This is a genomic window from Microbacterium sp. NPDC087868 (assembly GCF_044900755.1).
Classification (GTDB): Bacteria; Actinomycetota; Actinomycetes; order Actinomycetales; family Microbacteriaceae; genus Microbacterium; species Microbacterium galbinum.
This window is the reverse complement of record NZ_JBJDNO010000001.1, coordinates 693,726-707,084: the sequence shown is the minus strand read 5'-3', so window position 1 is coordinate 707,084 and position 13,359 is coordinate 693,726. Positions and strand designations below refer to the sequence as shown.

Below are 13,359 nucleotides of genomic sequence, written 5' to 3'. Positions count from 1 at the left end.
GGCTGAAAGCCGCGTCGATACGCGGGAATGTCGGCCGTGGGCCGTAACGTGAGGGCATGGCCAGGAGTACGACCAAGTCCGAGCGCGCGTCCGGGAGCGCGCCGTCCCGCCCCTCGCGGCGGGCGGCTCCCCAAGCCTCGCCTGCGCCCAAGAATCCGGCAGCGAAGAAGCCCGTCCCGAAGAAGTACATCGACGAGCTCGACAAGCCGCCGGTGGCGGTCCGGGCGTGGACGGGGCTCGCACACGGCGTGGGCGGGCTCTTCCGCGCCTTCGGCCCGGAGACGCTGGAGAAGGACGACCGTCGTGACGGCTTCCCGTTCCTGCTGGTGCTGCTGGCGATCCTCGGTGCGGTGAACGAGTGGTTCTTCATCGGCAACGAGGTCGCCGCGAACATCAGTGCGTACTCGGTGGGGATGCTCGTCGGGCGGATCGCCTTCTTCATGCCGGTGCTCCTGCTCCTGCTCGCCGGTTGGCTGTTCCGCCATCCTTCGTCGGTCCACGACAACGGTCGCATCGGCATCGGATTCGGTCTCTTCGTGCTCGCCCTCGCGGGCATCAGCCATGTCGCCGCCGGTGCTCCGGACGGCGCGGGAACCGCCGCGCGCGCGCACCCGAACATGGGAATGGCCGCCATCAGCGAGGCGGGGGGAGTCTTCGGCTGGCTCGTCGGTGAGCCGCTCGCGCTGGTGCATCCCGCCGTGGCGTACGTCGTGCTCGGGCTCATCATCGTGCTGAGCATCTTGATCCTCACCAAGACGCCGCCCAACCGCATCGGGCGACGCCTCGGCGACCTCTACGCCTGGATGTTCGACGCCGAGCGTCCTCAGCCGGCGGCCGAAGCGCCCGAGATCGACGATGCCGACAAGACCGACGACGAGAACGTCCTGCCGTGGTGGCGGCGCAACAAGAGCGGCCGTGAGGAGGACCCCGACGAGGGCACCCTCGGCTCCGACGACATCACTGCGCTCCTCTCGACGGCGGAGCCGACCCCGGCATACGACCAGGCCGTCGTCGTCGAGAACCCGTACGACTCCGCCACCGAGGTTCTGTCCGACGTGCGCTCCGTCGCCGATTCCCTCGCCGAGCAGCAGACGACGGCCCTCCTCGACGACGATTCCGACACCGGTGAGGTGCCCGAGCTCCCGGGCCTCGACGGCTTCGGGACCGAGGGCCCGGGAGACCGCGGCCCCCAGGCGCCGGTCGCGCCGTACATCCTCCCGTCGCCGGGCCTCCTGGTCGAGGGGCCGCCCCCGGTCATGCGCTCCGAGGCGACCGACAAGGTGATCGAACAGATCACCAGCGTGCTCACGCAGTTCAAGGTCGACGCGAAGGTCACCGGCTTCTCGCGCGGACCGACGGTGACGCAGTACGAGGTCGAGGTGGGCCACGGCGTCAAGGTCGAGAAGATCCTGCAGCTGAGCAACAACTTCGCCTACGCCGTCGCCTCGAACGACGTGCGCATCCTTTCGCCGATCCCCGGTAAGAGTGCGATCGGTATCGAGATCCCGAACGCCGACAAGGAGATGGTCGCGCTCGGCGACGTGCTCCGTTCACCGGCCGCGCAGAAGAGCACGCACCCGATGACGATCGGCGTGGGCAAGGACGTCGGCGGCAACATCGTCATCGCGAACCTGGCGAAGATGCCCCACCTCCTGGTCGCCGGTTCCACCGGTTCCGGAAAGTCCAGCTTCGTGAACTCGATGATCACGAGCCTGCTGATGCGTGCGCGCCCGGCGGACGTGCGCATGGTGCTGATCGACCCGAAGCGCGTCGAGCTCACCAGCTACGCGGGTGTGCCGCACCTGATCACTCCGATCATCACCAACCCGAAGAAGGCGGCCGAAGCGCTGCAGTGGGTCGTCAAGGAGATGGACATGCGGTACGACGACCTCGCGTCGTTCGGATTCCGTCACATCGACGACTTCAACCGCGCGGTGCGCGCCGGCGAGGTCGAGGTACCCGTCGGCAGCGAGCGCGTGCTCAAGCCGTATCCGTACCTCCTCGTCGTGGTCGATGAGCTCGCCGACCTCATGATGGTCGCCCCGCGCGACGTCGAGGACTCGATCGTGCGCATCACCCAGCTCGCGCGCGCATCCGGTATCCACCTGGTGCTCGCGACCCAGCGCCCGAGCGTCGACGTCGTGACCGGTCTGATCAAGGCCAACGTGCCGTCGCGCCTCGCGTTCGCGGTGACGAGCGTCACCGACAGCCGCGTCATCCTCGACAGCCCCGGTGCCGACAAGCTCATCGGTCAGGGTGACGCGCTGTTCTCGCCGATGGGGTCCTCGAAGCCGTTCCGTCTGCAGGGAGCGTGGGTCGATGAGAAGGAGATCGACGCCGTCGTCAAGCATGTGACGCGTCAGGCACGGCCCGAGTACCGCAACGACGTCCAGGAGGCACTGGAGCCGCGCAAGAAGGAGGTCGACGAAGACATCGGCGACGACCTCGAGCTGCTGTTGGCCGCCGCCGAGCTGGTCGTCTCCTCGCAGTTCGGTTCGACCTCGATGCTGCAGCGCAAGCTCCGCGTCGGCTTCGCCAAGGCCGGACGCCTGATGGATCTGCTCGAGTCGCGCGAGATCGTCGGCCCGTCCGAGGGTTCCAAGGCTCGTGACGTGCTCGTCACGGCGGAGCAGCTCGGGGGAGTGATGGCGAAGCTGCGCGGTGAGGACGTTCCCGCGACGCCCAACGCGGCGCCGGCGGCTCCCGCCCCGGCACCGGCGGCGGCGATGGCCTCCGATCCTCTCGACGCGCAGTTCGAGGGTCTTCCCGTCGTCGAGGCCGAGGGCGATGAAGACGCCTGGGGCCTGACGGGACGCGACTGATGGCGATTCCTCGGCAGCTGCCCAACGCGATCACCATCGCGCGCATCCCGCTCGCGGTGGTGTTCTTCGTACTGCTCCTGCTCGGGGGTACCTACGGGGTTCCCGATCTCGCGCTGCGCTGGACTGCGGCCATCCTGTTCATCTTCGCCATCTCGACCGACTGGGTCGACGGCTACCTCGCCCGCCGCTACGAGATCGTCAGCGATTTCGGCAAGCTCTGGGATCCGATCGCCGACAAGCTGTTGACGGGCGCGGGTTTCATCGGACTCGCGATCCTCGGCGAGGTGTCCTGGTGGATCGTCGCGATCATCCTCGTTCGCGAGTGGGGCATCACGATCCATCGCCTGATGATCGTCAACGAGCACGTCGTCGCCGCGGCATGGATGGGCAAGGTCAAGACCGCTGTACAGGGTGTCGCTCTCGCCTGGGCGCTGATGCCTCTGCACGTGGTGATCGGCCTTCCCGCCTGGACCCTCATCACCTTCGTGCTCATGCTCGTGGTGCTGGTGCTGACCATCTGGAGCGGGATCGACTACGTCGTCGCCCAGGTGCGCGGGGCGCGTCGGAGTCGATGACCGATCTCGCGGCATCCGTGATCGAGACGCTCGGGCGTCGCGGCTGGACACTCGGCGTGGCGGAATCGCTCACGGGCGGGGCGGTGATCGCCGAACTCGTCGGCGTGCCGGGTGCGTCCTCCGTGGTCCTCGGCGGAGTGGTGGCGTACGCGACGCCGGTCAAGCACACGCTGCTCGGCGTGGACGAGCCGCTTCTCGATCGCGAGGGCCCGGTGCATGTTGAGGTCGCGCGGCAGATGGCACGTGGTGTCCGGCACGCCGTGAGCGTGGACGGCATCGACGCGGCGGTCGGCGTCGCGACGACGGGAATCGCCGGCCCCGTCTCGCCCGACGGGCAACCGGTCGGAACCGTGCACATCGCCGTCGCCACGCCGGAGCGCATCGAGGCGCAATCGTTCCTCTTCCCCGGTGACCGGAATCGGATTCGGTCGGCGTCCGTTCGAGCCGCCCTCGAGATGCTCCGAGAGCTGTGCCGGGAATAGTCGCCGTCGCGACGAGGTTATTGATTTCGTGCTCACACTCAAACCACAGAGTGCAGTTGTAGATTTTATGAAGGTCGGCGAGGTTATACTGGCCATCACTTCGGGGGAGACTCCGAGAAACCGATTGGGGAGGAGGTTCCGATGATTCTTGTACGACAGGAAATCGGCGATGTGCTGAGGGACTTCCGTCTGCAGAAGGGGCGCACCCTTCGGCAGGTCGCGAGCAAGGCTTCCGTGGCGCTCGGCTATCTGAGCGAAGTGGAGCGCGGTCAGAAGGAAGCGTCGAGCGAGATCCTCGCCTCCGTCGCCGATGCGCTCGACGTCCCCATCTCCACCATCATGCGCGAGGTCGGAGATCGCATCTCCGTGCTCGAGGGCATCCAGGTGTTCCCCGACGTCGTTCCCGACGATCTGGTCGCCTCGATCGAGCCCGAGCTCTCGCTCCACTGATCCCACGCACCCCGTCGTTGCGCGATGCGTCGAAGTGAGTTCCTGCGTGCCGTCGAGGACGAGTTCCCCGGCCGCACGTCGTCGGTGTTGAACGATCTGGTGCTGACCCCGCTCGCCGGTCGCACGGCGAAAGAGGCTCTGGCTGCGGGGATACCCCCGCGAGAGATCTGGTTCGCGCTCTGCGACGAGATGGAAGTGCCCGAGAACCGACGGCACGGTGCCGGCCGGCTGGAGCCGCGTCGGCGCTGAGTTCGCGCATGCGTTCGATCGATGTCGAGATCGGATGCCGGGATGCGGCGTGTCGTCGAATATTCGTTCGAAGCGGGCGTAGTCTTCTGCACAGTGGTTCAGACGTTCGTGTTCTCCACTGTTCGTGTGACTCGACGACGCAATGTCGGAGGCTCCTCGTACGGTGAAGACATGGCCACCGAGCCATACGCCTTGTCGGAGAGTTGCTTCCAGCCGGAAGCGCCGCGACAGCCTACAGGCGGCACCACGCGAAGCAGAAGGAGCACGACATGCCATCTCCCGCCGACCGCGAGAAGTCCCTCGAGACCGCACTCGCCCAGATCGACCGCCAGTTCGGAAAGGGCTCGGTCATGCGGCTGGGCAGCGACGAGCGCGCACCCGTCGCAGTCATCCCCACCGGCTCCATCGCCCTCGACGTCGCTCTCGGCGTCGGAGGCCTCCCGCGTGGCCGCATCGTCGAGATCTACGGCCCGGAGTCCTCGGGTAAGACCACGCTCACGCTGCACGCGATCGCCAACGCCCAGCGCGCCGGTGGTATCGCGGCGTTCATCGATGCCGAGCACGCGCTCGACCCCGATTACGCCGCCAAGCTCGGCGTCGACATCGACGCCCTGCTCGTCTCGCAGCCCGACACGGGTGAGCAGGCGCTCGAGATCGCCGACATGCTCGTGCGCTCCGGTGCCATCGATCTGATCGTCATCGACTCCGTGGCAGCGCTCGTGCCCCGCGCCGAGATCGAAGGTGAGATGGGCGACTCGCACGTGGGTCTGCAGGCGCGACTGATGTCGCAGGCGCTTCGCAAGCTCACCGGTGGTCTTAACCAGACCAACACCACGATGATCTTCATCAACCAGCTGCGCGAGAAGATCGGTGTGTTCTTCGGCTCTCCCGAAACGACCGCCGGTGGTAAGGCGCTCAAGTTCTATGCATCGGTTCGCCTCGATATCCGTCGTATCGAGACCCTGAAGGACGGCACCGACGCGGTGGGTAACCGTACCCGCGTGAAGGTCGTCAAGAACAAGATGGCCCCGCCCTTCAAGCAGGCGGAGTTCGACATCCTCTACGGAGTGGGCATCTCGCGCGAGGGTAGCCTGATCGACTTCGGTGTCGAGCACGGAATCGTCAAGAAGTCGGGGTCGTGGTACACCTACGACGGTGACCAGCTCGGCCAGGGCAAGGAGAACGCCCGTACGTTCCTGCTGAACAACACCGACGTGGCACTCGCCATCGAGACGCAGATCCTGCAGAAGCTCGGCATTGGTGGCGCGGCTGCTCCCGCGGCTCCGGCAGATGAGCTCGCCGAGCGTCGCCCGGCCTGATCATGAACGGTGAGAACGGGGGCGGTCCGCATCAGGACATCGGGCGGATCGCCCCCGTCATCCCTCTTTTCGGAGCGCGGGGCGTCACCCCGCCGACCGCGACCGCGAAGACTCCCGATACAGCGGTGGAGCCACCCGCTCCAGTATCCGCTTCCGTCTCACTCGTGTCGTTCGTCGACGACCGAATTCCCGGCGACGATGCGCTGGACCCGGTCGAGGTTCGAAAAGCGGCCGAAGAGAGTCTGGTGCGCAAGCTCCGTACTCGATCGCTGTCGGTCTCCGAGGCCCGGCAGGTCTTGAGGACTCACGGGCTCGATGGCACACAGATCGACGACGTCATCGACGACTTCCTCCGGCGCCGGTACCTCGATGATCACGAGCTCGCGCAGATGCTCGTGGCCGCGGGGGTCGATCGCAAGGGCCAGGGTCGCGTCGCCATCTCCCGCTCGCTCTCGCAGCGCGGGATCCCGCGCGACGTGATCGCCGCAGCGCTCGACGAACTGCCGGACGACGACGCGGAGCGCGCGCTGGAGTTCGCTCGCACCAAGGCCCGCTCGCTCAGCCGCCTCGACCACGACACCGCTCTCCGGCGTCTGCTCGGACAGCTCGCTCGTCGTGGGTACGGCGGATCCGTCGCGACGAACGCGGCGAAGACGGCGTTGAACGAGGCATCGTTCGGGACGAAGAGCTCTGGCGTGCGCTTCGTCGAGTCGGACTGACGCGTCAGCCCGGAGGAGCCGTCTCCCGCTCGTACAATGGAGAGATCATGACTACTCCGCGCAGTGAACCGACGATCATCACCTCGTCGTCGGCAGCCGTCGACGCCGACGGTCGTCAGAGATCCTACGAAGTACGCACGTTCGGCTGCCAGATGAACGTGCACGATTCCGAGCGTCTCTCCGGCTCACTGGAGAGTGCAGGCTACGTTCGCGCCGCGGCCGGTGACGAAGCCGATGTCGTCATCATCAACACCTGCGCGGTGCGCGACAACGCGGCGGGGAAGCTCTACGGAACACTCGGCCAGCTCGCAGGCGTCAAGCGCCGCAAGGACGGAATGCAGATCGCGGTCGGCGGATGTCTCGCGCAGATGGACAAGCAGACCGTGCTCGACAAGGCTCCGTGGGTCGATGTCGTCTTCGGCACGCACAACATGGGTTCGCTGCCGCGTCTCCTCGAGCGCGCACGCCACAACGGCGATGCCGAACTCGAGATCCTCGAGTCGCTCGAAGTGTTCCCCTCCACGCTCCCCACCAAGCGCGACGCCGCGCACAGCGGCTGGGTGTCGATCTCGGTGGGCTGCAACAACACCTGCACCTTCTGCATCGTGCCGAGCCTGCGCGGCAAGGAGAAGGACCGGCGTCCCGGCGACATCCTCAACGAGATCCGACTGCTCGTCGAGGACGGAGCGATCGAGGTCACCCTCCTCGGACAGAACGTCAACTCCTACGGGGTCGAGTTCGGTGATCGTCAGGCGTTCAGCAAGCTGCTGCGTGCTGCCGGCGAGATCGAAGGGCTCGAGCGCATCCGCTTCACCAGCCCGCATCCCGCCGCGTTCACCGACGATGTGATCGATGCGATGGCCGAGACGCCCAACGTGATGCCGCAGCTGCACATGCCGTTGCAGTCCGGCAGCGACCGCATCCTCAAAGCCATGCGCCGCTCCTACCGCAGTGAGAAGTTCCTCGGCATCCTCGATCGGGTGCGCGATCGGATGCCCGACGCGGCCATCACGACCGACATCATCGTCGGTTTCCCCGGCGAGACCGACGAGGATTTCGAAGACACGATGCGCGTCGTCGAGCTCTCCCGGTTCTCCAGCGCCTTCACGTTCCAGTACTCGATCCGGGAGGGCACCCCTGCCGCGACGATGGAGGATCAGGTTCCCAAGGCCGTCGTGCAGGAGCGCTACGACCGCCTGCTCGCGTTGCAGGAGCGGATCTCGCTCGAAGAGAACCAGAAGCAGGTCGGTCGGTCCGTCGAGGTTCTCGTCTCGACGGGCGAGGGGAAGAAGGACGCCGAGACGCATCGGCTCACCGGACGCGCTCGGGACAACCGTCTCGTGCATTTCGAGGTCACACCGGGCTCCGACCTGCCCCGTCCGGGCGATGTCGTCACCGTGACGATCACCCACGCGGCGCCGTTCCATCTCCTCGCTGATGAGCCGACCGGTGCGCCGTTGCAGATCCGCCGCACGCGTGGAGGCGACGCCTGGGATCGCGCGCAGTCCGAGTCGTGCGCGGTCCCCGCTCCGGTGGGCGACGGCGGTCCGCGTGCCGTTTCCCTCGGGCTCCCCACCCTGCGTGTCGGAGTGTGAACGACTCCGTCGATACTGCGCCCGAGGCGGCGCCGCGTCTCTGGGCGGTGGTCGGTGCCACCGGTACGGGCAAGAGCGAACTCGCACTGAACATCGCCGAGGGACTGAGATCACGCGGAAATCCGGCTGAGATCATCAACGTCGACGCGATGCAGCTGTATCGCGGTATGGACATCGGCACCGCCAAGCTTCCTCTCGATGAACGACGCGGAATTCCGCACCATCTCTTCGACGTCCGCGAGGTCGACGAGGAGGTGGCGGTCGCCTGGTACCAGCCCGAGGCGAGGGCCGCCGTCCTCGACGTGCAGAGCCGCGGTGGAGACGCGATCCTCGTCGGCGGGTCGGGACTCTACGTCTCGAGCGTCGTCTTCGACTTCCGGTTCCCGCCCCGTGACGAGTCCGTTCGCGTGCGCCTCGAAGCGGAACTCGCCGAACACGGAGCGGACGCCCTGCTCTCTCGGCTGAAGGTAGCGGACCCTGCGACGGCGGCGCGTATCGATCCGAAGAACTCCCGCCGCATCGTGCGTGCGCTGGAAGTGCTCGAACAGGGAGCCACCACACACGGCGCCGCTCTGCCGACCACGCCGACGCTCTGGCAGCGGAGCACGCGCGTGATCGGTGTGCACGTCGAACGCTCCGCACTCGTCGAACGGCTCGATGCCCGCGTGGAGCGGATGTGGGCCGAGGGGCTTCTCGGAGAGGTGGAGCGGCTCCGCTCTCAGGGACTCGAACGAGGCGTCACTGCCAGCCGCGCGATCGGTTATGCGCAGGCGCTGGGTCAACTGGACGGTCGTCTCGACCAAGCCGAAGCCATCGCCGAAACCCAGGCGCTCACCCGCCGTTACGCGCGGCGACAGGTGTCGTGGTTCAAGAGGTACCCCGCGATCGAATGGGTCGAGCATCCGATCGATGTCGCGGCGCTGATCGCCGACTGACCGATGTCGGTGGCCGCTGGGATCATGACCACATGGCGACCCATTTCTACACGGCCTCGAGCCTCGACGGTTTCATCGCGACGGCGGATCACTCCCTCGAGTGGCTGCTGAGCCAGGACTTCGACCAGTACGGTCCCATGGCCTACCCGGCGTTCGTCGAGGGGATCGGTGCTCTCGCGATGGGCGCATCGACCTACGAGTGGCTGTTGCGCGCGCAGGGCGAGGAACCCTGGCCCTATACGCAGCCCACCTGGGTGTTCACGCATCGAGAGCTCGCTGTTCCCGCCGGCGCCGACGTGCGTTTCGTCCAGGGAGAGGTCAGCGACGCGCACGCGGCGATGCGGCTCGCAGCCGGCGGCGATGACATCTGGGTCGTCGGTGGTGGCGACCTCGCCGGCCAGTTCGCCGACGCCGGTCTGCTCGACGAGGTGTGGATCCAGTTCGCCCCCGTGACGCTCGGGGCTGGGGCGCCCCTGTTTCCCCGCGCCCTGGAGTTCGAGCTGCTCGACGTGGCTCGTAACCGCGGCTTCCTCTGCGGTCACTACCGCGTCGTCGGGTAGCGCCCGCCCCGGATAGGCTCGTTCTTCGGCGCGATCCGGGAGGCGTCGATGAACAGGAGCACCATGGCGTGGAACGTGCGGGCATTCGAACTGGCCGACACCGATGCGGTCATCGAGCTGTGGACCGAGGCCGGACTCACCCGGCCCTGGAACGATCCCCGCCTCGACATCGAGCGCAAGCTGCGAGTGCAACCCGAACTGTTCCTCGTCGCGACCGACCCGGAAGGCGTGACGGTCCTCGGTTCGGTCATGGCCGGGTACGACGGCCATCGCGGGTGGCTCTACTACCTCGCCACAGCGGCTTCCCACCGTGGCCGAGGCATCGCGCGTGAACTGGTCGCCGAGGCGGAGCGGCTGCTGCTGGCTCTCGGATGCCCGAAGGTGCAGCTCATGGTCCGCGAGGGCAACGAAGGGGTGCTGGGCTTCTACGATGCGCTCGGATACGAGCGGTTCGCGGTGGCGAACACCGGCAAGCGGCTCATCGCCGACGCATAGCCGAGATCCCTAGACTGGGAGCATGGTCGCATTCACCAAGGGTCACGGCACGGGCAACGATTTCGTCATCATCGCCGACCCCGACGGTGCTCTCGACCTCACCGCCGATCAGGTCGCGGCACTCTGCGACCGTAACTTCGGTATCGGCGCCGACGGTGTCCTGCGAGTCGTCCGTTCCGCCGCGATCGCCGACGGTGCTGCAGCGCTGGCCGAGGAGCCGGATGCCGAGTGGTTCATGGACTACCGCAACGCCGACGGTTCGATCGCCGAAATGTGCGGCAACGGCATCCGTGTCTTCGCGCACTACCTCCTGTGGGCGGGCCTCACCGTCATCGAGTCGGGGTCGACGCTCCCGATCGGAACCCGCGCCGGGGTGCGCGACGTCACCCGCAGCGAGAACGGGTACCAGGTCGACCTCGGCCGCTGGCGTCTCGACGGCGACGATCCGCTGGTGACCGCCAGCGGGCTCGCGGTCACCCGACCCGGTCTGGGAATCGACGTGGGAAATCCGCACGTCGTCGTGGCCGTCGCGAGCGAGGCGGAACTGGCTTCTCTCGACCTCCACCGACCTCCCCTCCTCGATCCGCTCCCGCCCGCCGGTGCCAACGTGGAGTTCGTCGTGCCGGGCGAACCCCTGGTGCGCGACGGCATCGGCCATGTGCGCATGCGGGTGTTCGAGCGCGGGGTGGGCGAGACTCTCAGCTGTGGAACGGGCGTGGCCGCCACGGCTCTCGCCGTTCGTCACTGGGCGGGGGAGCAGGCGCCCGACAACTGGCGCGTCGAGGTTCCCGGCGGGACGCTCGGAGTGCGGATGTTCGCCGCCGAGGACGGAGAGCACGTCGCTCTCGCCGGTCCCGCCCAACTCGCCTTCCACGGCGAGATCGAGCTCGCCTGAGCACAGCGCCCCGCCCGCGGGCCGGCGAGCGGTCGCTGACGCCTCAGGCGATCGTGATGGGCTCGGTCGGGGGAGTCCCGTGCTTGCGCACCTTGAGCACCCGGTAGCCCTTGCTGGTCGCGGTGCGATAGACCGTGAAGCCGGGGTGGAACGTCGAACCGATCCAGCGCTGGAGGGAGTCGGCGCCGAGGTTTCGCTGCACGACCAGCCAGGCGTCGCTGCGCTCGTCGAGGCGCGGAATCCACTTCTCCAGCAGATCGTGCAGAACGTTCTTGCCCACTCGGATCGGCGGGTTCGAGCGGATCGTCCGGAAGGTCACATCGGCGGGAACATCCTCGGGCAACGAGGCGTTGACATTGGTGAGCCCGAGAGACGCCGCATTGCGGCGGACGAGATCGAGGGCACGCTCATTCACATCCACGGCCCAGACCTTCGCGTGGGGCGCGGCGAGTGCCATCGACAGCGTGATGGGACCCCAGCCGCTGCCGAGGTCGAGAAGATTGCCCCCCGGAGGAACGGGAGGCATGTTGGCGAGAAGCACTGACGTACCGGCGTCCAGGCGATCCGGGCTGAAGACACCGCCGGCGGTGGTGAGTTCGAGCTCGCGGCCTGCGAGCGTCACGCGGATCGTTCGCAGGTTCTCAGGACTGGCCGGGGCCGCAGTGAAGTAGTGATCGGACCCCATACGGTGAGCGTACCGGAGAGCGCGGGCTAAGGTTAAGGCTCGAAACGAAAGCAAGAGATCAGGGACGGATGACGGAAACCACCACACAGCACGAAGACGGCGATGCACTCGATCGTGTGCTCGCTCACGCCGAGAGTCGCTCGGAAGTCCGCGTGTTCGGAGCAGCACAGGCGCTGCAGGACCGGTCGACGGCGGCGCACGCCGCATCGGACGGTGACCAGTGGGACCTGGAGGATCGTCATGCGCTTCGTCGTGTCGGCGGCCTCTCGACCGAACTCGAAGACGTCACCGAGGTCGAGTACCGGCAGCTCCGACTCGAGAACGTCGTGCTCGTCGGGGTCTACCCGCAGGGGGCGCAGACCGACGCCGAGAACTCCCTCCGCGAACTCGCGGCCCTTGCCGAGACCGCGGGCGCCGTCGTGCTCGATGGTGTTCTGCAGCGTCGGCCCCACCCTGACGCCGCCACCTACCTCGGTCGCGGAAAGGCCCAGGAACTCAAGGACATCGTGGCCGCTGTCGGTGCGGACACGGTCATCGCCGACACGGAGCTGGCGCCGAGCCAGCGCCGTGCGCTCGAGGACGTCGTGAAGGTCAAGGTCATCGATCGCACGACCGTGATCCTCGACATCTTCAGCCAGCACGCCAAGAGTCGTGAGGGCAAGGCGCAGGTCGAACTCGCCCAGCTCGAGTACCTCCTGCCGCGTCTGCGCGGCTGGGGTGACTCGATGAGCCGTCAGGCGGGTGGACAGGTCGGAGCCGGGGGCGCCGGAATGGGCTCGCGCGGCCCGGGTGAGACGAAGATCGAGCTCGATCGCCGACGCATCCGCACGAAGATGGCGCTTCTGCGTCGTCAGATCCGCGACTTCGGTCCGGCTCGCGAGGCGAAGCGCGCGGAGCGCAAGCGCAACACGATCCCCTCCGTGGCGATCGCCGGGTACACGAACGCCGGCAAGTCGAGCTTGCTCAACGCTCTGACGAGCGCCGGCGTGCTCGTCGAGAACGCCCTGTTCGCGACGCTGGATGCGACCGTCCGTCGCTCCGAGACCGCTGACGGACGCGTGTTCACGCTGACCGACACGGTCGGGTTCGTCCGCAACCTGCCGCATCAGCTCGTCGAGGCTTTCCGGTCGACGCTCGAGGAGGTCGGTGACGCCGACGTCGTGCTCCACGTCGTCGACGGCTCCCACCCCGATCCGGCCGGTCAGTTGCAGACCGTTCGCGATGTGATGGGCGACGTCGGTGTGCGCGACATGCCCGAGCTCGTCGTGTTCAACAAGGCCGACCTGATCGATGACGACGAGCGACTCGTGCTGCGCGGTCTCGAGCCGAAGGCGCACTTCGTGTCGTCGCGCTCGGGGGAGGGCATCGCCGAGCTTCGTGCCGCGATCGAGGAGGCGCTCCCGAAGCCGGCCGTCGAAGTGCACGCCGTGGTTCCGTACGATCGGGGCGACCTGGTCGCCGCGATCCACGAGACCGGGATGCTGTTGGCCGTCGACCATCGCGAAGAGGGCACCGCGGTGCACGCTCGGGTGTCGGAGCGGCTCGCCGCCGATCTCGCGCCCTACGCGAGCTGAGGCC

At 67.3% G+C, this 13,359-nt stretch carries 14 protein-coding genes; 13 read left to right on the top strand and 1 reads right to left on the bottom strand.

The features are described from left to right. Positions 1–56 precede the first annotated feature (56 nt). The 12 genes from ACI2JZ_RS03570 to dapF all read left to right on the top strand — a co-directional run bounded on the left by ACI2JZ_RS03570 (position 57) and on the right by dapF (position 11,096). Positions 57–2,822, top strand: coding sequence for a DNA translocase FtsK (locus ACI2JZ_RS03570; protein ID WP_404596529.1), 2,766 nt, complete (start codon positions 57–59; stop codon positions 2,820–2,822). Next, entirely contained in the window at positions 2,822–3,397 is a 576-nt protein-coding gene (gene pgsA, locus ACI2JZ_RS03565; protein WP_247622703.1) for a CDP-diacylglycerol--glycerol-3-phosphate 3-phosphatidyltransferase, read from the top strand. The genes ACI2JZ_RS03570 and pgsA overlap by 1 nt, the downstream gene beginning before the upstream one ends. Beyond that, complete coding sequence (locus ACI2JZ_RS03560) at positions 3,394–3,879, top strand: CinA family protein (RefSeq protein WP_404596528.1); 486 nt, start codon at positions 3,394–3,396, stop codon at positions 3,877–3,879. Before pgsA ends, ACI2JZ_RS03560 begins: the two co-directional genes overlap by 4 nt. Positions 3,880–4,020: 141 nt before the next feature. Continuing rightward, entirely contained in the window at positions 4,021–4,329 is a 309-nt protein-coding gene (locus tag ACI2JZ_RS03555; RefSeq protein ID WP_060925763.1) for a helix-turn-helix domain-containing protein, read from the top strand. Positions 4,330–4,353: 24 nt separating this feature from the next. Further along, positions 4,354–4,578: a DUF3046 domain-containing protein gene (locus ACI2JZ_RS03550; RefSeq protein ID WP_247632374.1), complete on the top strand. Its 225-nt coding sequence runs from the start codon at positions 4,354–4,356 to the stop codon at positions 4,576–4,578. Between the two features lie 269 nt (positions 4,579–4,847). Further along, complete coding sequence (gene recA / locus ACI2JZ_RS03545) at positions 4,848–5,897, top strand: recombinase RecA (protein ID WP_247622700.1); 1,050 nt, start codon at positions 4,848–4,850, stop codon at positions 5,895–5,897. Between the two features lie 164 nt (positions 5,898–6,061). Continuing rightward, the gene (locus tag ACI2JZ_RS03540) at positions 6,062–6,616 is read left to right on the top strand and encodes a regulatory protein RecX (protein ID WP_404596527.1); all 555 of its coding nucleotides are present in this window, start codon (positions 6,062–6,064) and stop codon (positions 6,614–6,616) included. A 47-nt stretch (positions 6,617–6,663) separates the two neighbouring features. Further along, positions 6,664–8,211, top strand: a complete 1,548-nt coding sequence (gene miaB, locus ACI2JZ_RS03535; protein ID WP_404596526.1) for a tRNA (N6-isopentenyl adenosine(37)-C2)-methylthiotransferase MiaB — start codon at positions 6,664–6,666, stop codon at positions 8,209–8,211. Then, a complete protein-coding gene (gene miaA / locus ACI2JZ_RS03530) occupies positions 8,208–9,146 on the top strand; it encodes a tRNA (adenosine(37)-N6)-dimethylallyltransferase MiaA (RefSeq protein ID WP_404596525.1) in 939 nt (312 codons plus the stop codon). Before miaB ends, miaA begins: the two co-directional genes overlap by 4 nt. 32 nt (positions 9,147–9,178) lie before the next feature. Beyond that, positions 9,179–9,706, top strand: a complete 528-nt coding sequence (locus ACI2JZ_RS03525; RefSeq protein ID WP_404596524.1) for a dihydrofolate reductase family protein — start codon at positions 9,179–9,181, stop codon at positions 9,704–9,706. A gap of 48 nt (positions 9,707–9,754) precedes the next feature. Continuing rightward, a complete protein-coding gene (locus ACI2JZ_RS03520; RefSeq protein ID WP_404596523.1) occupies positions 9,755–10,201 on the top strand; it encodes a GNAT family acetyltransferase in 447 nt (148 codons plus the stop codon). A gap of 22 nt (positions 10,202–10,223) precedes the next feature. After that, positions 10,224–11,096 carry a diaminopimelate epimerase gene (dapF, locus tag ACI2JZ_RS03515; protein WP_404596522.1) on the top strand — a complete coding sequence of 291 codons (873 nt, stop codon included), beginning with the start codon at positions 10,224–10,226 and terminating at the stop codon, positions 11,094–11,096. Positions 11,097–11,139: 43 nt separating this feature from the next. Here the strand turns inward: dapF and ACI2JZ_RS03510 are convergent, their stop codons facing one another. After that, on the bottom strand, positions 11,140–11,781 hold the full coding sequence (locus tag ACI2JZ_RS03510; RefSeq protein ID WP_247622693.1) for a class I SAM-dependent methyltransferase: 642 nt from the start codon (positions 11,779–11,781) through the stop codon (positions 11,140–11,142). A gap of 68 nt (positions 11,782–11,849) precedes the next feature. Here ACI2JZ_RS03510 and hflX point away from each other — a divergent pair, with 68 nt between their 5' ends. Continuing rightward, complete coding sequence (gene hflX / locus ACI2JZ_RS03505) at positions 11,850–13,355, top strand: GTPase HflX (RefSeq protein WP_247622692.1); 1,506 nt, start codon at positions 11,850–11,852, stop codon at positions 13,353–13,355. Positions 13,356–13,359 lie beyond the last annotated feature (4 nt).